The sequence below is a fragment of the Plantactinospora sp. B5E13 genome (assembly GCF_039871775.1).
Lineage (GTDB): Bacteria > Actinomycetota > Actinomycetes > Mycobacteriales > Micromonosporaceae > Plantactinospora.
Window position 1 is genome coordinate 38916 of the sequence record NZ_JBDPLT010000030.1, and the last position, 17578, is coordinate 56493.

Below are 17578 nucleotides of genomic sequence, written 5' to 3' on the forward strand. Positions count from 1 at the left end.
CCGTGGTCCCCCGTCTGGTGTCGCGGCTCTTCGACGACCGGTACGCCTGGCTGCGGCTGACCCTGCTCGGGCTGAGCGGCGTCGGATACCTGCTGCTGCGCCCACACGACACCGAGCCGTACACCCCGCTCGACTGGGCGTTCGCCGCCGCCGCCCTCGCCTGCAGCCCGGTCGGCGTACGGTGGCCGCTGGTCAGCGCGCTCTACGCGGCGCTGGTGTTCGGTCTCGCCGGCTGGTTCGGTCAGGCCGAACCGGTCGTGCCCCAGGTCGGCGCCAGCTGGGCGGTCCTCGAGCTGTCGCTGCGGGTGCCGGGCCGACAACTGGCCGTCGGAACGGCGGCGGTACTCGCCGGCTATCTGGTCGACTCGCTCGACAACCTGCCCGGCGAGTTGCCGACCTGGCTCTACGGCATCGCCCTCACGGTGGGGGTGCCGCTGCTGATCGGGATGAACCTCCGCTCCGGGCGGCAACTCGCCCGACAGGCCGAGGAGCGGGTGGCGGTGGAGGCGACCGCGGCCCGGACCAGCGAACGCGCCGCCATCGCCCGGGAACTGCACGACCTGGTCGCCCACCACGTCGCGTCGATGGTGCTCCGGGTCGGCGTCGCCCGGCACGTGCTGCGCGACGCCGACCCCCGGGTCACCGAGGTCTTCGACGACCTGCACCACAGCGGCAGCAGCGCCCTGGCGGACCTGCGTCGGCTGGTGACGGTGCTGCGGAACCCCGCGACGGCGCCCGGCGGGACCGGATACGTCCCGATCGAGCCGGGCGCCTTGCCGCAGGCGCTGGCCGAGACGGTGGACCGGGCGGTGAAGACCGGACTGACCGTGGACGTCACGATCGACCCGGCGGTGTCGACGCTGGACACCGTACGCGGGCTGGCCGTGCTGCGGCTCACCCAGGAGGGCCTGGCCAACGTGACCAGACACGCCGGCCCGAGCGCCCGGGCCCGGGTCAGCGTACGGATGGTCGACGGCGACGTGCACTGGGAGATCAGCGACGACGGCGCCGGTCCGGGGCGGAGTGCGCGCCGCTCGGAGCCGCCCGGACCACCCGCCGAACCCGGTCACAGCCTGACCGGCACGGGCCACGGGCTGACCGGCATGCGGGAACGGGTCGAACTGCTCGGCGGCGTCCTCAGCGCCGGGCCGGCCGGCGACGGATGGCGGCTGCGGACCGTGCTGCCGGCGGGGGCCCGGCCGTGATCCGGGTCCTGCTCGTCGACGACCAGCGGCTGGTCCGGGCCGGGCTGCGGATGCTCTGCGACTCCGCGCCGGACATGACCGTGGTCGGCGAGGCGGAGAACGGCCAGCAGGCGATCCGGCTCACCGAGCAGGTGGCGCCGGACGTGGTGCTGATGGACCTGCGGATGCCGGTGGTCGACGGTACGACGGCGACGGCCCGGATCCACGCCAGCCGACCGGCGGTCCGGGTGGTGGTGCTGACCACCTTCGACGACGACGAGCACCTCTTTCCGGCGTTGGCCGCCGGCGCCTGCGGTTTCCTGGTCAAGGACGCCACCCCGGAGGAGCTGCTGACCGCGGTCCGTACGGCGGCAGCCGGCGAGACGCCGTTCAGCCCGACCGTGCTGCGTCGACTGGTCGACCAGGCGGTCCGGGCCCGGCTCGGCGAGGTACCGGCGGGGTCGCTGCCGGACTGCCTGACCGGTCGGGAGCGGGACGTGCTCGCGCTGGTCGGGGCGGGACTGTCCAACCGGGAAATCGCCGAGCGTCTGCACGTCGGGGTGACCACGGTCAAGACCCACGTGACGAGCCTGCTGGCGAAGACGGGGGCCGGCAACCGGATCCGGCTGGCGCTGCTCGCCGCCCAGTCCGGCCTGGGCACCGACAGCTGACGCCGCCCCGTTCCACGCCACGGCGGATCGGACAGCTGATCCGCCGCCCCCGTACCACGGCACCGAGGAGATCCGACGTATCCAATAGACGACAGCGGAGTCACTTCCCCCGCACCCGTCACCCTGACACGCTGCGACGAGATTTCACTTTCTGGATGGGGCGGTCAGGGTGAACACACGGCGTTGGTTGGTCACGGGGTGTTCGAGTGGGCTCGGTCGGACGCTGGTGGAGCGGCTCGCCGCCGAGGGAGACCAGGTGGTGGCCACGGCCCGCCGACCAGAGACCCTGGCGGACCTGGTCGCCCGCCACCCGGGCACGGTCCGGGCGGCCGGGCTGGACGTACGCGACCCGGCGCAGTGCCAGGCCGCCGTCGACCTGGCGGTGGACGCCTTCGGCGGCGTCGACATCCTGGTCAACAACGCCGCCTACGGCCAGTTCGGCACCCTGGAGGAGATCTCCGACACCGAACTCGCCGACCAGTTCGCCACCAACGTCTTCGGGCCGTGGCGGCTGACCCGGGCGGTGCTGCCGCTGTGGCGGGCCCAACGGTCCGGGCACGTGCTCTTCGTCAGCTCGGTGGCCGGCATGGTGCCGTTTCCGGGACTCGCCGCGTACAACGCGAGCAAGTGCGCGCTGGAGGGGGCCGCGGAGTCGCTGGCCGCCGAGGCCGGCCATCTCGGGGTGAAGGTGACCATCCTGCAGCCGGGCGGCTTCGCCACCGCGTACAGCAGCAAGATGGTGCTGCCGGAGACCCGGATCGACGACTACACCCGTGTCAGCGACGGCACGCTCGGCGCACTGCGTGGGATGAACACCAACCCCGAGATCAACTCGCCGAAGCTCTTCGCCGAGGTGGTGTGGCGGCTCAGCCGGCTGGAGTCGCCGCCGATGCGGCTGCCGGTCGGCGCGGACACCGAGGCGTACCTGGGGGCCGCCTACCACGCCCGGCGCAGCGAGTACGACGACGTCATCAAGGCCGGCCACCACACCGCCGGCTGAGCCGGGCCCTCGCCTGGGTCCTTGAGATGGGCGTAACAGGTGATCAGCCGGTGTTCGGGCCGTTCTCCGACGTACCGTGAGACCGTGCCGACGAAAGACGTGATCACCAGCGCTGACCTCGAGGAATTCCGCCGCTCGGCGCTCGGCGCCGCGAACCCGCTCGGGATCGCCGCCGAGCTGGCCGAGGCCGCCGAGCAGGGCCGGCTGGCCGACCCGGACGACGCCGGGGACGCGCTGACCCTGGCCGCCGAGATCGCCGAGGTCCGGGCGAAGCTGGACGCCGCACTCCGGTACGCGGAGCGGGCTGTCTCGGCGTACCCGGACCCGGACGATCCCCGGGCCGGCTTCGCCCGGGCACTGCGGGCCCGGCTCCTGTTCCGCACCCCCGACCGGGTCGACGAGGCGATGGCGGAGCTGACCGCGCTGCGTCCGCTGCTCACCCGCGAGCCCGACGCCGCCGCGTACCTCAGCGCGTCGCTGGACGCGGGCGGGCGTAGCGGCACTGCCGAGGAGTGGCTGAGCGACGCGGTCGACACGCTGCTCGGCGAACGCGCCTCGGCCACCGGCACCACCGCCGCCGAGGACGTGGCGGTGGAGGCCGGCACGCCGGAGGCGCCCGGCATCCTCTTCTTCCTGCTGCAGCAGCGGCACCGGGTACGCCGCAACCTCAACCTGCCGCACGACCGCAACGACGACCTCGCGGACCGGCTGGAGACCCAGCTCGTCCGCCGGGCCGAACAGCAGCAGCAGACCGGCGGGACCGACCTGCTCTTCTTCCCCCAGGGCGAGTTCGACCGGCTGGTCGCCGACCACCCGGACCTGACCGGGGCGTACGGGGCGGACTGGGACGAGCACCGGGCCCGGCTGGAACGGGAACTCGTTCGACAGGCCAACACCGGGCGCGGCGGGCTGACCGTACCGGCCGGCACCGTCGACGGGTTGACCGGGTACGCCGGCCGTACCGGCGCCGAGCTGACCGACCCCGAGGTCCGGGCCGGCTACGCCCGGGAGGTGGCGCCCCGACCCGCCGCGCTGATCCCCTGGCCGCCGGAGCGGAACGAGGCGTGCTGGTGCGGCTCGGGCCTCAAGTACAAGAAGTGCTGCCTGCCGCGCTCCCGTAGCTGAACCCGCCGGCAGGACGCAGGACGCGCCGACGCAGCGCCGAGGCCCCGCCGCTGACCACCGCTACCCCGTGCCGCCGCCGGTGCGGAACCTCGGTTCCCACCGGCGGGGTACCCCGCCACCACGGTCCGTCCCCGGCGGTACGTCGCCACGTCGGTCAGTCGTAGACCCCGAAGGCATCTTCGGCACAGCAGCGCTGCTCGTCCTCCTCGTCCCAGCGGCGTTGCTCGTCCGCCAGGCCTCCCCGTCCGCCGCGATCGGTCACGTCGTCCGCTCCGATCATTCGAGTACGTCCAGGCGGGCCAACTGGGCGTACCGCTTGTGTTCCCGGCCGTACCGCCGCAGCTCGTCCAGGGTCGGCGCGGGAACCTCCAACTGCCGGGCCAGCCCCGCGATCCTCCGGCGGAACTCCGCCCCGGTCTCGATGTCGGCGGTTCGGGCCGTTCGGTAGTTGACGCAACGTGCCCCGGCCCGCCCGGCCCTCCGCGAGCCAGGCGGTCCAGATCTCCCGGGGGTCGCCGCGCTCCTCCGCGCTGATCATGTTCCGGATGGTCGGCACCTGCCGGCAGACCTCCTCGAACAGGCTGTCCCGCTCGGCCGCCACCGCCGTGTAGACGAGGAGTCCCCGGTCCGCGGTCTCAACCACGTACGCCGGCAGGAAGGCGTCGTGGTGGCGCAGCACGCTCAGCTCGCGCAGCAGCCGGGGCAGGTTGAACTCGGTCCGGTCCGGACGCCGGGCGAGTTCCTCGACGATCGACGGCTGGAACGCGGTCGGGGCGAACAGTGGTTGGAACCGGCTCCGGTCGCCGAGCCGGTCCTCCGGCACCTCCGGCGTGGCGAAGATCGGCACCGAGCCCTGGTAGTAACGGCGGGGCAGCGGCTGGGCGCTGTACTGCTCGACGTACAGGTCCTGGCGGCTTTCCTTCGGCACATAGCGGATGCCGGCGGCGGCGGCACGGTGGCCGAGGTCGGTCAACCGTACGGCGTCCGCCTCGACCCGCAGGTGCCCGATCACCTCCAGGAACGCCAGACAGCGCCGAACCAGCGGAACCGGTGTGCCGAAGAACCGGGCGAGGTCGTCGACCCGGTGGAAACCGGCCTCCCGGACCGCACGGACGACAAACCAGTCGATCACCTCGTACGCCTGCTCGTCGTAGACGTTCGCGGTCGTCTCGACCTGCCACAGTGGCCACAACACGGGAAAAAGCCGCAGCGGCCGTACGCCGTCGAGGGCGACGGCGTGCTCCACCGCGCGACGCGCCGGATAGACCTGCCGCCCCCGGGCGACCGCCGGGCTCATCCGCGCTCCCGGGCGAGTTCGGCCAGCCGACCCGTGAACTCCCGCGAGCGCCGCAGGTCGCCGGAGTGCGCCAGGTGGGCGGCCAGCAACCGGAACAGCTCGGCGAACGGTTCGTCGCGGGCGGCCCGGAGTGTGCTGGCGTCGCCGATCACGACAAGCTGCCGACGGGCCCGGGTGAGCGCGACGTTGATCCGGCGCAGCTCCCGCAGGAAGCCCACCTCTCCCCTGCTGTTGCTGCGGGTGAAGCCGTAGACGACGAGGTCCCGTTCGCCGCCCTGGAAGGAGTCGACGGTGCCGACCCGGTCCGCGACCGCGGCGGCGTCGCCGAGCGACTTGGCGAGCAGTTCGGAGACCAGGTCGACCTGGGCCCGGTACGGCACGATCACCGCCCAGTCCGGGTAGTGGTGGACGTAGCCGGTGACCAGGTCGGTGATGATTCTGGCCTCCAGGTCGTTGACGTACCCCCGCCGGCCCCACTCCTCGCTGCCGCCGGCCCGCTCGGCCCGTACGGCAGCGGCCTGGTCACTTGTGTCCACCATCGCGAACGGCTGGGCGAAGATCGGGTCGTGGTGGTCACCGGCGTGCTCGGTCTCCAGCACGTTGGAGTAGAACGCCTCCGACACGAAGCGGGCCACCGGCTCCGGCATCCGCCGCTGCGTCGTGAGCATCACCCGGTGCCCGTCACCGGCGTCCAGGTACAGCCGCTCGAAGGCGCTGCGCCGCAACAGGTCACCGATCTCCCCCGCCCTGCCGGCGGCTGCGTCCGGCGACCTGGCGAGATTCTCCGCCCATCCCTTGACCTCGTCGTCCAGGAACGGCGGCAGCTGGTGGTGGTCGCCGACGAGGACGCTGCGCCGGGCCCGGACCAGCGGCACGAGCAGGTTCGGGGTGGAGATCTGCCCGGCCTCGTCGACGATCGCCAGGTCGAAGTCGAGGCCGGCGAGCAGCGGGGTGGTGGCGGTGCCGATGCAGGTAGCGGCGACCACGTCGGCGTACCGGACCGTCTCCCGGTGCAGATCCTCACCGGGTTCGCGTACCCGAGCCCGCCATTCGTCGAGCAGGGCCGCCCGGCGTCGGGCCAGATCCACCGCCTGGCCGAGCGCCTCGGCGTGGCGCTGCCAGCCGGCCGGCTCGGCGGGTGGTCCGTCGGGCAGCGGTACGACCGCCCGCAGGGCGTTCCCGATCATGGTGGCGGCCCGCTCCGCCTCGCGGATCGCCTGCTGGCCCGCCGCGGCGGCGCCGTCGCGGGCGGCGAGCAGGCGTGCCGCCTCCGGATCCCGGTTGACCGCGTCGTCGATCCGGGCCCGCAGGGCTGCCCGGGTCGACTCCGCCTCCGCGAGCGCCACGCGCAGCCGCGACCGCCCCTCCTCCAGTTCCTGTACCCGCCGCCACCGCCGCTGGGCCAGCCAGCTGAAGAAGAAGGCGAACCATCCGGTACGGGACCGCGCGTCCGCCGCCGCGTGCCGACGGCGGGCGGTCTCCAACAGTCCGGTGATCGCGTGGATCTCCGCCCCGGTCCGGGTCACCGTGGCCACGGCCCCCGCCATCGCCGCCGCGAGCGGCGCCATCAGCCGCTCGACCAGGGCGTCGATCGACGCCGTGTGCGCACGTACCTCGGCGTCTCGCTGGTTCGCCGCCGCGACCTGCGACGTCAGGAACTCCTGCCAGCGAGCCAGCGGCGCGTCGGTGCCGCGGAAGGCGGCCAGCCGGGACGCGGCGCCGTCGGTCGCCGCGAGAATCTCCGCGCGCAGCGCGTCGACCTGTTTCTCCACCATGAAGCCCCGGGCCTCGCTGGTCATGGCGTCCTCGTTGCCGACCCGCACCGCCCGCACCTCGGCCGGCAACCGTTCCAGTACGTTGTCAACCGCCCGATTGGTATGCGAGGTGACCAGCACCCGCTGCCCGCGGGCGACGCAGGCGGCGGCAATCTCCGTGATGGTCCGGGTCTTGCCGGTGCCCGGTGGTCCGAGCACCAGCAGTTGGTCCGGCACGGTCAGGGCCCGCCGGAGAGCGGCCAACTGTCCCGCGTCGAGCGGCTCCCGGGGCGTCGCGGTGTGGTCGGGCTGGTAGGGCTGGAGCCACCGGTCCACCAGGTTCGCCAGCAGGTACGGGTTCACCATCTCGCGCCGGCGCAGCGCGTCGAGGGCATCGAGCTGCGCCCGGTACACGCGGTCACTGGGCTGGGTCTGGAGCGCGCCCTGCGGCGGAATACGCCGGTAGTCGACGGCGGTGTCGAACCGTACGACAATTTGGCGGTCCCGGACGTCCCGCACCCGGCCGCGTAACTCCGGTTCGTCGACCAGGTAAACGGCGGCACCGACCGCCAGCGCCGACGCGGGACGCGGGAGGTGGAAGGCGTAGACGCCGCGCGCCGAGTGCCGCTCCTCCCGGGCTGTCGTGACCCGCCGGTAGGGCACCGGTCGCCCGGTGCGCTGCCGCTCGATCTCGATGTCGCGGGTCGCCCCGACCACCTCGGTCAACAGGTCGAGCCAGGCCAGGTGATGCGGCGCCAGGGTCGGCGGCGGGGACGTCACGGCCGCGGCCCGCCACGCCCCGGCGATGGCCGGCCAGTGCCCGGACCACCCCGGCGGTACGTCCCGCACCTGGTGGTACGCCCACCAGCCGGCCGGGCAGTGCAACAGCAGCGCGCCCCGGAGCAGCCGCTCCTGGTCGCGGAAGTTCAGTGGCGTCAGATGCCCGAGCGAGTACGCGTCCCCCCGGCGGGTCAGATACAACGACACCATGTGCCGGGACGTGTAGACGACCAGTCGCTGCGGATCGTCGCCCTCGACCCGGGCGGGCAGGGTACCGGCCCGGGACAGCCGGTCGATCTCCGCCACCACGTCGGTGAGGCCGGCGACGTCGCCGGGCCCGCCGCCCCGGTTACCGGACCGGCGCTGCTGGACGGCCAGTTTCTGCGCGGCCTTCGGTGATGGGATCACCGCCACCGGGCCGGGCAGCGGCACGGTTCGGGCGGTCATCCCGCCCGCCCCGGATGGAGGTCCGGCCAGGGCTGGTCCGGTCGGGGCTGCGACAGTTCGCGGCGGCCGGACCGCAGCGCGTCCGCGAGGGCCTGGATGGTGGCCGGACGCCGTTCGGGGTCCTCGTCGAGTGCGCGGCGCAGCGCCTGGTCGAGCGGCTCCGGGAAGTCGGCCAGCGTGGCGCGTACCGGCGGGGTCAGGTTCCCGGCCGGCGGGTGGCCGGTGACAGTGTGGTAGACGACCGCGGCGAGTTGGTAGACGTCGGTACGCCCGTCGACGGCGTACGGTCGCCGGTGCTGCTCCGGTGCGCGGTACCGGCCGTCGCCCTCCCCCGGTCCGGCCGGTACGGCCGCCAACCCGACGTCCCGCAGGTAGCAGCGCTGACGGTCGACCATGATGCCCTCCGGGCTGATCGCCCGATGACTGTGGCCACGCTCGTGCAGTGCCCGTAGGCCGGTGCAGAGGTCGACGGCGGCGGTGAGCACATCGGCTGTGGTGAGCCGGTCGACGGGGATCGGACCCGGGCCGAAGACCTCGGTCCACGGCCGGCCGGGCGGCAGGGAGGTAACGAGGGTGATGCTCTCCGCCCGCTCGACGACGTCGAGCAGCCTCGGCAGGCCGCACCGCCCACCGAGTCGGGCCAGCAGGGCGGCCTGGGCACGCAACGCGGCGCGCCGCTGCTCGGCAGCGGGCATCGGCCGGTGGACGTGGAGTTGCCGGAGCCGGACCCGGCCGATGTCCGGTTCGATCCGGTCCGCGGTCGTCTCCCGCCAGGTCCAGGACCGGTCGGGGGCGCTTTGTTCGGTCGTACCCTCGTGCAGCAGGTGGACAGCCCCGCCCAGCCGGTGTTCCGCCCCGGGCCGCCAGGCGCTCTCCTCCTCCGGAGCTGGAAGTGGCCGTACCCCGGGGGTACTCTCCTCCGACGCCCGGTCCTGCCGGTACGGGTTGTAGTAGTGCCGCCGGACGTGAGCGGCTGCCGGCTGCAGCAGCAACCGGCGCAGCTCGGTCTCGTCCCACAGTTCGATGCGCGGCACGTCTCGCTGGCGCTCGGTCCGCCACCGGTGCCACCACCGGGTGGTGGGGGCGTCCATGCTGGACGGGATGCAGAGCACCCAGCGGGCGATCCGGTGCCCGTTGGCGGAGGCTGCGTTCAGCGCCGACCTGAGCGAGTGTTCGATCTGTCGCCGCTGGCTCTCGCCGACCCCACGGATGAAGTACTTCGCCTGCCAGATCGACACCTGGCCGTGCAGGTCGCCGACCAGAACGTCGATGCCCCAGTCGCCCGGGTTGGCGAAGACGAGGTTCGCCTCGCCGGAGGTGGCCTGGACCAGCAGGGCGAGCATCTGCTCGAAGTCCTCGGGCGCCCCGGCGGCGCCGGCCCGGGCCTGGTGGACCGAAAAGTTGATCATCGGCTCCGCCGGATCGGTCACCCGTCGCCCCTACTCGTCCGCAGACTCGTACCCGTCCGCCTCTCCGGGCGGCCCCTCGTCCGCGACACCCACGGCATCGACGAGGGTCTGCAGCAGCATTCCAAAGGTGACGATCGACGGCAACCCGCCGACAGATTCCGACTACGGTCGGTGAATCGCCAGGGCCTCGTCGATCGCCGCCTCCGCCTCCTGCCGGCTCAGGCCGGCGCCGAGCGCGACCTCGGACACCAGGATCGCCCGGGCCCGCGCGAACAGCTGGCTCATACCGGGGTCGAGCGGCTCACGCTGGCTGCGCACGGTCAGGTTCCGGAGCACCTGCGCGACCTGGCGGGCCTCCAGCACCGCCGGCATGCCGTCGCGGCCCGCGTCCGCGGTGATCCCGCCGATCATCGTCAGGTACGTGTCGAACACCGACCCCCAGGTCGTCGGCTCCTTGTCCGGCACCGGGGCGGCCAGCACCTCCAGCACCGCCGGTACGCCACCGCGGCCGAGCACCTCCGACAACGGCGCCAGGCTGTCGTTGTCGATCAGGGGTGTCGCGATCATCTCCGGCTCGTCACTGTCGAACGGATAGCCGAGGACAAGACTCGTCCACGTCTTCCCCGCGACCTCCTTGGTGGTGATCGCCCGGACGATGGTGGCACCGTCCTCGCCACAGACGACCGCCTGCCCGACCTCGTATCCCATGACGGCTCCTCGACATCGACGTACCGTCACGGTATCCAGGTTCGCCGATGGCCGGCTACCGGCCGTTACTCCGGTCCGCACCCGCGTCCGGCGCACCGGTACGTCCCCCGATCGGGGGACCCGCACCTGGCAATCCCGTACCCGGAAGATCACGTTCTGTCGAGTGGTGCTGCTCTGCACGTCGGCGCTGCGGTGTACCGTCCGAGATGGCGGTCCAGGGTGACAGCCCTGGGCCTGCCACCACCCCCAGCCCGTCCCTGGGAGGTACGCCATGCCGCGTTTTGTCGACCCCCAGTTTGCCGAGATCCTGCGTGACCTGCGGCGGCAGCGCGGACTCTCGTTGCGCGACCTGGCGCGGATCAGCCACCGATCGAAGGGCCACCTCCATGAGCTGGAGACCGGCCGCAAGACGCCCAGCCTCCATGTGGCACGCCACCTGGACAGCGTGTTGGAGAGCGGAGGCGCGCCCTCACAGCCAGAGCACGGAACGTCCCCTGATGATCCATGGCCCAGCCCGATGCCACGACGCACCGACGAGAGGGCGTGCCAGCGCTGGCGCCCAACCCGCGGTCGGGTGTGCGGCGAGCCGCTCGGTACGTGCGGCTCAGGAAACCGTCGAGGACCCGGTACGCCGCAGTACGAGCGTCACGAAACCCAACACGTTGCGGTACCCGCGCAGCCATCCGTCACGGTGTTCCCGGGCGACGGTGAGCGCCTCGGCAGCTCCAGGATGGCCGGGATTGTCGAGCGCCCACTCGGTGAGGGAGCCGGTCCACGACCATTCGTAGTCGTCCCATTCGGCGCCGTCACTGACGTGGGCGTACACCGGGGTCCACCCGGCCTGTTCGGCGACGTCGACCAGGCCGGCAAGATCGGTGAAATCCTCCGGCGTCGCATCCAGCGCGACGAGAGCCTCCGGCGTCGGCGGAGCCTGCCAGAAGCCCTCACCCACTATCAGGATGCCGTCGGAATTCACGTGCCGACCGGCCAGTTCCAACGTCTGGGCAAACCCGCCGAACGCGTGCGTCGATCCGACGCACAGTACGAGGTCGTAGTCACCGTCCGGCACGTACGTCCGGGCGTCACGTTCGTGCAGCGTCAGCCGGTCGGCGAGGCCACGTTCGACAGCGGCGGCCTCGGCGCGTTCGAGGGCGTACGGGCTGACGTCGACGCCGTCGGCGTGGCCGTCGGGGTAGTGGGCGAGGGCCTGCAGTGCCCAGGCTCCCTCCCCACAGCCGAGGTCGAGGATACGTGCCGACGGTTGCCGGTCCGCGCGGCGCAGCAGCCGATTGACGTTGACACCGAAGATCGGGGCCGCGATCGGGTGGTGCGTGTGCGCGATGCTGCTGAGCCGTTGACGATCCACCGTCAGAGTGAACACGACGACGATCGAGGGCCGATCACCGCCTCGCCCCTGTGGCGGATCGACGACGTGTCACCTGGCGGATTCGGGATGTGCGTCGGACCCGCACCTCCCACGAGTTCCGGATCCCCGCGGAGTCGTACCAAATCGTCACGTCGCCCGGTCTGCGGCAGAGAGTGGACCGCGACCGGAGGCCATACTGGTGTGGTGACAGCGTGGTTCGACCAGGCATCGGCGGAAGCGGCCGAAGCGCGCGGCGACTGGGCTTCCGCGATCGCCGTTGTGGGCGGGTTCGCCGAGTGTTACAGCGACGACTATTACCGGCACAACGCACACCTGTGGCACATGGATCTGCTGGTCAAGGCCGGGCTGCTGCGCGAGTTGGTTGATCGAGCCGAGACCGACGTGCACGCGCGGCGCCGGTTGGACCGATTCCTGAACGAGGACGGCCGCGACGGTGAGCTACGTGAGCGTGCCCAGGGCGGTGACAAGTACGCCCAGCACCTTCTGGCGCGTCTGCTTCGCGACCGCGGAGGGGCACGCGGCCGCTATGCGGGCGATTGCCGACATGACGCGACCGACACCTTCGCCATCGAGCTGGCGCGCCGTCCGCCGTCGAGCGGTTAGGACTACTCGGGGGGAGTTCGTGTGGGCGCCTGCCGAACCTGCTCGAAGTGGAACTCGCGGATGAAACAGTCCCGTGGTTGGCTGACCGCGAACAGCACGCAGTCGACAACCGACCGCGCGGTGAGGTCGCGGTCCGCCTGTCGGGGCCCCTCCTGGACAAAATCCGGCGGGAAGAGTGAGATCACCCGAATCCCTTCCGGCCTGAGTCGGTGCGACAGGATCTCGGCGAGTCCGGCGTGGGCGTGCTTGGCGGCGTAGAAGGCGGGATGCGCGCCCGAACGACGGTGCCCCACCTCGCCACACGCGGAGATCATGTTGACGATGTCGGGCCGCGCCGATGCCCGGAGCAGCGGCAGCAGATGTTTGGTCAGCAACACGGTGCCGGTCCCGCCCGCGGCCATGACCGATTCGATCCTGTCGTCCGGGACGTCCCCCAGATCGTCACCGTCGAGGTACGGGGCACCATTGTTGATCAGCACATCCAGGTGGTTCGTCCGCTCGGCCACGGCTGTGCTGAACGCGCGTGCCGACTCCGGTACGGCGAGGTCGCAGTGGAAGGCATCAGCCCGTCCTGGCCCCCGCCGGCTGATCGCGTCCGCGACCTGCTCGGCCGCAGCCAGGTCGCGGGCCGAGAGGAAGATCTGTGCACCGCGCTCGGCGAAGGCTTCGGCCAGTAGGCGCCCAGTGTCACGTGCGGCGCCGGTGACAGCGACGCGCAGGCCGTCGAGGTTCATGGCCGACAGCGAAGCATCTGAAGCCTGGTTGAGGTCAACAAGCGGTAGGTCACCTCCGGGGCGGGCCGGTGAAACCGTCCAGGATGGTGCTCAGGTTGTGGTGGAAGGTTTCCTCGGCGTCGAGGTGGGCGCCATCGACGACGAGCCGGGCGACGGTCGGGTAGCGGCCTGTTTCGAGCATGCGTGACAGGTAGGGCCCGAGGGCGGCCTGCCAGGCGGACAGGTCGGTGCCGGTGGACCGGGCGGTACGTCGCTCGGTGATCTCCCTGCGGAGCGCGCCGACGACGAACGCGTTGAGGGCGCCCACCGCCCGCTGGAGGTCGTCGATGCTACGTACGCCCGGGGCCTGGCTGAGCGCCGCCGCCGTCGATTCACCCACGGCGAGCGCGTGTGGTCCCAGGTGTGGCCTTGCCCCGAGCAGGTCGGCGAACCACTCGTGCTCAAGAGCGGCTTCGCGGGTCGCCTGGGCGATGGCGAGCACGGTGGCCCGCCACTCGGCGTGCTGACCGGCCTCGGCGATCTGGGCGTACACGGCGTCGACCATCAGGTCGAGCAGTTCGGATCTGTTGCGCACGTAGTCGTAGAGCCGCATCGGACCGACACCCAGCTCTTTGGCGATCTTGCGTACCGACAGCCCGTCGAGGCCGTCGGCGTCGGCGATCCGGATCGCCGTGGCAGCGATCTTCGCTCGGCTCAGCGGCACCGGCGCCGCCCGGGGCCGGGGCTCGGGCCGTTCCCAGACGGGCAGCGGTGCGCTACCGTACGGTGTATCCATGAGGTACAGCGTACGGTAAGGGAGATGATGACACGAATCGCGATCGTCGGCGGTGGCCTCGGCGGCCTGACGCTGGCCCGAATCCTGCACCTCCACGGCATCAACCCGGTGGTGTACGAGCACGAGGCGAGCCGGTCCACGCGACCACAGGGCGGATCGCTCGACCTGCACCCGGAGTCCGGGCAACGGGCCTTGGCGGCGGCAGGCCTCGCCAACCGGTTCCGGTCCGAGGCACGGCCGGAGGGCGAGGAGCACCGCATCCTCGACCCGGCCGGACGCACCCTCGTGCACCACAGACCAGAACCCGGCTCGTTCTCCGGACGCCCCGAGATCGACCGCGCCGCACTGCGTGATCTGCTGCTCGATTCACTCCCCGCCGACACGGTGGCCTGGCAGCACCGGCTCGTCGCGGCGACACCACGAAGCGACGGAGGCTTCGGGCTGACGTTCGAGGGCGGCCACCGCGCCGACTGCGACCTCCTCGTCGGCGCGGACGGCGCACGCTCGGTCGTCCGGTCGCTGTTGACCGACGCGCCGCTCTCCCCCGTCGCCACCCTGGTGGAGCTGACCATCGGCGACGCCGACCGACACCATCCGGATCTCGCCGAGCTGGTTGGCCCCGGAAACCTCTGGTGCGTCGGCGTGAGCCGGATCCTGGCGGCACAACGCCTCGGCGACGGCGGCATCCGGGTCGGGATCTCGCTACCCGCCGACGACCGCCACCTGGACACCTACCGCAGCACCCGCACCCTGCGGGAAATCTTCGACGGCTGGGACCCCCGACTCACCGCACTCATCGAAGCCGCGGACAGCCCGCCGACCCCGCGCAGGATCGAGGCGATGCCCACCGGTACGCGCTGGACGCACCAGCCGGGCATCACCCTCATCGGTGACGCCGCCCACCTGATGCCGCCGGTCGGCGAGGGCGCCAACCAGGCCATGCTCGACGGCGCCGAACTCGCCACCGCACTGGCCACCAACCCCGCCGACCCCGACTCGGCGATCCGGGCGTACGAGGAGGCGATGTTCGCCCGGATCCACCCGATCGCCGAGATGTCCGCCCGGGTCCAGGCGATGATGCTCTCCCCCACCGCGGCAGACGACATCGTCCGCTTCTTCACACCGCAGCCCACCGAGCCGGCACCCGCCGCATGACAACGTGATCATGGTTTTGGCGACCTGCCGACGGGTGCGGCGGACAGGTCGGCTCTCCCCGGTCGGGGCGGGGCATCAACCGCCGGTGCGATCGGTCAGTACGCGATGCCGATCGCCCGGTGGATCGTCGCGGGGTCGCCCGTGGCGGCGAGCATGGCGTGGGCCACGTCGGCCCGCGAGATCGTGTAACCCCGCGCGACGTTGCCGTCGATCGCGGTGCGGTACCGCGCGGTCAGCGGTTTGTCCACCAGCCTCGGCGGCCGGACGACCGTCCAGTCCGCCGGGCTGTCCGCCATCAACTGCTCCATGACACGCAGGTCCGCGTAGACGTCCCTGAGCAGGGCACTGATGGCGGGCAGGAGAACGCGGCGGTTGAGGAAGCTCTCCCCGTCGGGGACCGGGCCGACCGGCGTGGCGCTGACCGCGACGAGGCGGCGGACGCCTGCGGTGTGCATGGCGCTCAGGATCGTCCGGGTGGCGGTGGAGGCGACGGGCCCGTCGTTGCGTTTGCGCGGGCCGACTCCGGACAGGACGGCGTCGCTACCGCCCAGCGTCGGAGCCAACGTGTCGGCGTTGTCGAGGGCCGGCACCACGGCCACCGTCAGCTCGGGATGCCGCACGTCGAGACGGGCCGGGTCGCGGACGACCGCGGTCACCGCGTGCCCCTGGTCGAGCGCCTGGCGCACGATCTGGCGTCCGACGCCACCGGTCGCGCCGAAGACAGTCAGTCTCATCATCATCTCCCCAGATACGGAACCTCAGTGATTGTTACCGTACAGGACAATTACTTGGCCGTACAATGTTCGGGTGTCCGACGACTCCACATCAGGCGCGCACCGGCCGTTGGTCGGCCGGGCCAACTTTCTGCTCTCCCAGCTCGGGTTCCACATCGCGCAGACGTTCGCCGCGCGGCTGGCGCCGCTGGGCATCGCACCGAACCACTTCGGGCTGCTCATGCATCTCGGGCACGGCGAGGGAAGCACCCAGCAACAGCTCGCGGACGTACTGGGCATCCACCGCAAGGTCATGGTCGGCCTGCTCGACGATCTCGAGGAGCGCGGTCTGGTCGAACGCCGGCGGCATCCGCACGACCGCCGCGCTCACGCCGTCCACCTCACCGACGCGGCCCGTGAGCTGCTACCTCGGGCCAGCAGGGTCGCCGACCAGCACGAGGACGAAATCCTCGCCCCGCTCGACGCCGCCGAACGCGAACAGCTCGTCGCCGTCCTGCAGCGGCTCGCCGAGCACAGCGGCAACCTGGCCGGCGTCCACCCGGGCCTGAGTCAGGCAGCCGCCCGATCCCGTCGCCCGGTCGACCCGTCGGACATGCCCGACGCCTGAACCCTGCCCTGGCTCGCAGCTCGCCCGAGCAGCTCGGGCTCGCCCGCCGGGACCTGCCCGGCACCCGAACCGACGATCAGCCGGTCAACGTTTCGAGGCGGGGTACCAGGTCGGCGGGGGTCGGCATCGCGGCCATCTCCCGGCGTACCTCGTGGGCGGCGGTCGCCAGGGCCCGATCGCTGACCAGTCGGTCCAGCGCCGCCGCCGTGATCGCCCGTTCGGGCGGGGCGAGCCCGGCACCCCGGGCCGCGACCAGGTCGGCGTTGTGCCGACGGTCGCCCGGCCCGGGCACCACGAGCTGGGGTACGCCGGCGGCCAGCGCGCCGAGCACCGAACCAGCCCCGCCGTGGTGCACCACCCCGGCGCAGTACGGCAGCGCCGCGTTGATCGGGATCCAGTCGACGGTCCGTACGTTCTCCGGCAGCCGGCCCCGGCGCAGCACCCGGCGGTCCGGGCGAACCAGCACGACCTCGACGTCTATCGTGGCCGCCGCCCGGACCACGGCGGTCATCAGATTGCCGCCGCCCGGCCCCGCCACCGTGCTGCGGCTCACCAGGATCCGGGGGCGCTCGCCCGGTGCGGCCAACCAGTCCGGCAGCTCGCCGAAGCCCCGCGCCGGCACACCCCGCATCGGTTCGCCGTCCCGGGCGCCGACCACACTCGGCGGCGCGATGGTGAGGGTCAGGGCGCTCGGCGGCAGGTCACCGATTCCGGCCCGTCGTCGGGCCCGGTCCAGCCGGGTCATCGTCGCCCGGACCAGTGCGGGGCCGTCGTAGAGCGAGTTCTCGTGCAACACCGCCGGCACACCCCGGCGTACGGCAGCGAACGCTCCGGCCACGGCCAGCGGCTCGTGGACGACGAGGTCCGGCTGCCAGCGGTCGGCCAGCGCGACCAGCCCGTCGGTGAGCTGGTCGTTGACCGCGCCGAACAGCAGTCCGACCACCCGGGTGCCGGCCCGACCGGTCAGCTCGGCCACCGCGAGTCCCGGATGGCGCAGGATGGTCCGCTGGGCGATCCGCTCGAACCGGAACCCGGGCGCGACGTCCTCGACCGGCAGCCCGGTCCGGCGTACGGCGAGCGCTTCGGCACCGGTGGCGATCAGCACCTCGTGCCCGGCGTCGCGGAGCGCCTCGGCGAGCGGCACCATCGGCAGTACGTGTCCGAGCAACGGCGCCGATCCGAAGAGCACCCGCATTCGGGAAGCATAA

At 72.2% G+C, this 17578-nt stretch carries 16 protein-coding genes and 1 pseudogene; 8 read left to right on the forward strand and 9 right to left on the reverse strand.

Features of this window, described 5'->3' with window-relative positions; all coding sequences use genetic code 11:
- Window positions 1-2: 2 nt before the first annotated feature.
- From ABGB05_RS24150 to ABGB05_RS24165, 4 genes are all read left to right on the forward strand, one after another.
- Window positions 3-1205, forward strand: coding sequence for a histidine kinase (locus ABGB05_RS24150; RefSeq protein WP_347655755.1), 1203 nt, complete (start codon window positions 3-5; stop codon window positions 1203-1205).
- Complete coding sequence (locus tag ABGB05_RS24155) at window positions 1202-1855, forward strand: response regulator transcription factor (protein WP_347655756.1); 654 nt, start codon at window positions 1202-1204, stop codon at window positions 1853-1855. The genes ABGB05_RS24150 and ABGB05_RS24155 overlap by 4 nt, the downstream gene beginning before the upstream one ends.
- A gap of 169 nt (window positions 1856-2024) precedes the next feature.
- A complete protein-coding gene (locus ABGB05_RS24160; RefSeq protein WP_347655757.1) occupies window positions 2025-2855 on the forward strand; it encodes an SDR family oxidoreductase in 831 nt (276 codons plus the stop codon).
- A gap of 84 nt (window positions 2856-2939) precedes the next feature.
- Window positions 2940-3980, forward strand: a complete 1041-nt coding sequence (locus ABGB05_RS24165) for an SEC-C domain-containing protein (protein ID WP_347655758.1) — start codon at window positions 2940-2942, stop codon at window positions 3978-3980.
- A gap of 154 nt (window positions 3981-4134) precedes the next feature.
- On the opposite strand, the gene ABGB05_RS24170 is transcribed toward ABGB05_RS24165, so the two are convergent.
- The 4 genes from ABGB05_RS24170 to ABGB05_RS24185 form a co-directional block, all read right to left on the reverse strand.
- Window positions 4135-5277 (reverse strand): hypothetical protein, encoded by a 1143-nt coding sequence (locus ABGB05_RS24170; RefSeq protein ID WP_347655759.1) that lies wholly within the window; start codon window positions 5275-5277, stop codon window positions 4135-4137.
- Window positions 5274-8258, reverse strand: a complete 2985-nt coding sequence (locus tag ABGB05_RS24175; protein WP_347655760.1) for a DEAD/DEAH box helicase family protein — start codon at window positions 8256-8258, stop codon at window positions 5274-5276. Before ABGB05_RS24175 ends, ABGB05_RS24170 begins: the two co-directional genes overlap by 4 nt.
- On the reverse strand, window positions 8255-9688 hold the full coding sequence (locus ABGB05_RS24180) for a serine/threonine protein kinase (RefSeq protein WP_347655761.1): 1434 nt from the start codon (window positions 9686-9688) through the stop codon (window positions 8255-8257). Before ABGB05_RS24180 ends, ABGB05_RS24175 begins: the two co-directional genes overlap by 4 nt.
- Before the next feature lie 141 nt (window positions 9689-9829).
- Window positions 9830-10375, reverse strand: a complete 546-nt coding sequence (locus tag ABGB05_RS24185) for a hypothetical protein (protein WP_347655762.1) — start codon at window positions 10373-10375, stop codon at window positions 9830-9832.
- A 271-nt stretch (window positions 10376-10646) separates the two neighbouring features.
- On the opposite strand from ABGB05_RS24185, the pseudogene ABGB05_RS24190 reads away from it, so the two are divergent.
- Window positions 10647-10826: pseudogene (locus tag ABGB05_RS24190) on the forward strand (helix-turn-helix transcriptional regulator); the annotation flags it as partial.
- A 153-nt stretch (window positions 10827-10979) separates the two neighbouring features.
- Here ABGB05_RS24190 and ABGB05_RS24195 read toward each other — a convergent pair.
- Window positions 10980-11741: a class I SAM-dependent methyltransferase gene (locus tag ABGB05_RS24195; protein WP_347655763.1), complete on the reverse strand. Its 762-nt coding sequence runs from the start codon at window positions 11739-11741 to the stop codon at window positions 10980-10982.
- Window positions 11742-11945: 204 nt separating this feature from the next.
- Here ABGB05_RS24195 and ABGB05_RS24200 point away from each other — a divergent pair, with 204 nt between their 5' ends.
- The gene (locus ABGB05_RS24200) at window positions 11946-12365 is read left to right on the forward strand and encodes a hypothetical protein (protein ID WP_347655797.1); all 420 of its coding nucleotides are present in this window, start codon (window positions 11946-11948) and stop codon (window positions 12363-12365) included.
- A gap of 2 nt (window positions 12366-12367) precedes the next feature.
- Here ABGB05_RS24200 and ABGB05_RS24205 read toward each other — a convergent pair whose 3' ends face one another.
- Window positions 12368-13099 (reverse strand): SDR family oxidoreductase, encoded by a 732-nt coding sequence (locus ABGB05_RS24205; RefSeq protein ID WP_347655764.1) that lies wholly within the window; start codon window positions 13097-13099, stop codon window positions 12368-12370.
- A gap of 49 nt (window positions 13100-13148) precedes the next feature.
- Complete coding sequence (locus tag ABGB05_RS24210; RefSeq protein WP_347655765.1) at window positions 13149-13874, reverse strand: TetR/AcrR family transcriptional regulator; 726 nt, start codon at window positions 13872-13874, stop codon at window positions 13149-13151.
- Between the two features lie 24 nt (window positions 13875-13898).
- Here ABGB05_RS24210 and ABGB05_RS24215 point away from each other — a divergent pair, with 24 nt between their 5' ends.
- Window positions 13899-15029 (forward strand): NAD(P)/FAD-dependent oxidoreductase, encoded by a 1131-nt coding sequence (locus tag ABGB05_RS24215; RefSeq protein ID WP_347655766.1) that lies wholly within the window; start codon window positions 13899-13901, stop codon window positions 15027-15029.
- A gap of 95 nt (window positions 15030-15124) precedes the next feature.
- Here the strand turns inward: ABGB05_RS24215 and ABGB05_RS24220 are convergent, their stop codons facing one another.
- Window positions 15125-15763, reverse strand: a complete 639-nt coding sequence (locus ABGB05_RS24220) for an NAD(P)H-binding protein (protein ID WP_347655767.1) — start codon at window positions 15761-15763, stop codon at window positions 15125-15127.
- 73 nt (window positions 15764-15836) lie between these two features.
- Here ABGB05_RS24220 and ABGB05_RS24225 point away from each other — a divergent pair, with 73 nt between their 5' ends.
- A complete protein-coding gene (locus ABGB05_RS24225) occupies window positions 15837-16370 on the forward strand; it encodes a MarR family winged helix-turn-helix transcriptional regulator (protein ID WP_347655768.1) in 534 nt (177 codons plus the stop codon).
- Window positions 16371-16446: 76 nt separating this feature from the next.
- On the opposite strand, the gene ABGB05_RS24230 is transcribed toward ABGB05_RS24225, so the two are convergent.
- Window positions 16447-17565 carry a nucleotide disphospho-sugar-binding domain-containing protein gene (locus tag ABGB05_RS24230; protein WP_347655769.1) on the reverse strand — a complete coding sequence of 373 codons (1119 nt, stop codon included), beginning with the start codon at window positions 17563-17565 and terminating at the stop codon, window positions 16447-16449.
- Window positions 17566-17578: the final 13 nt, after the last annotated feature.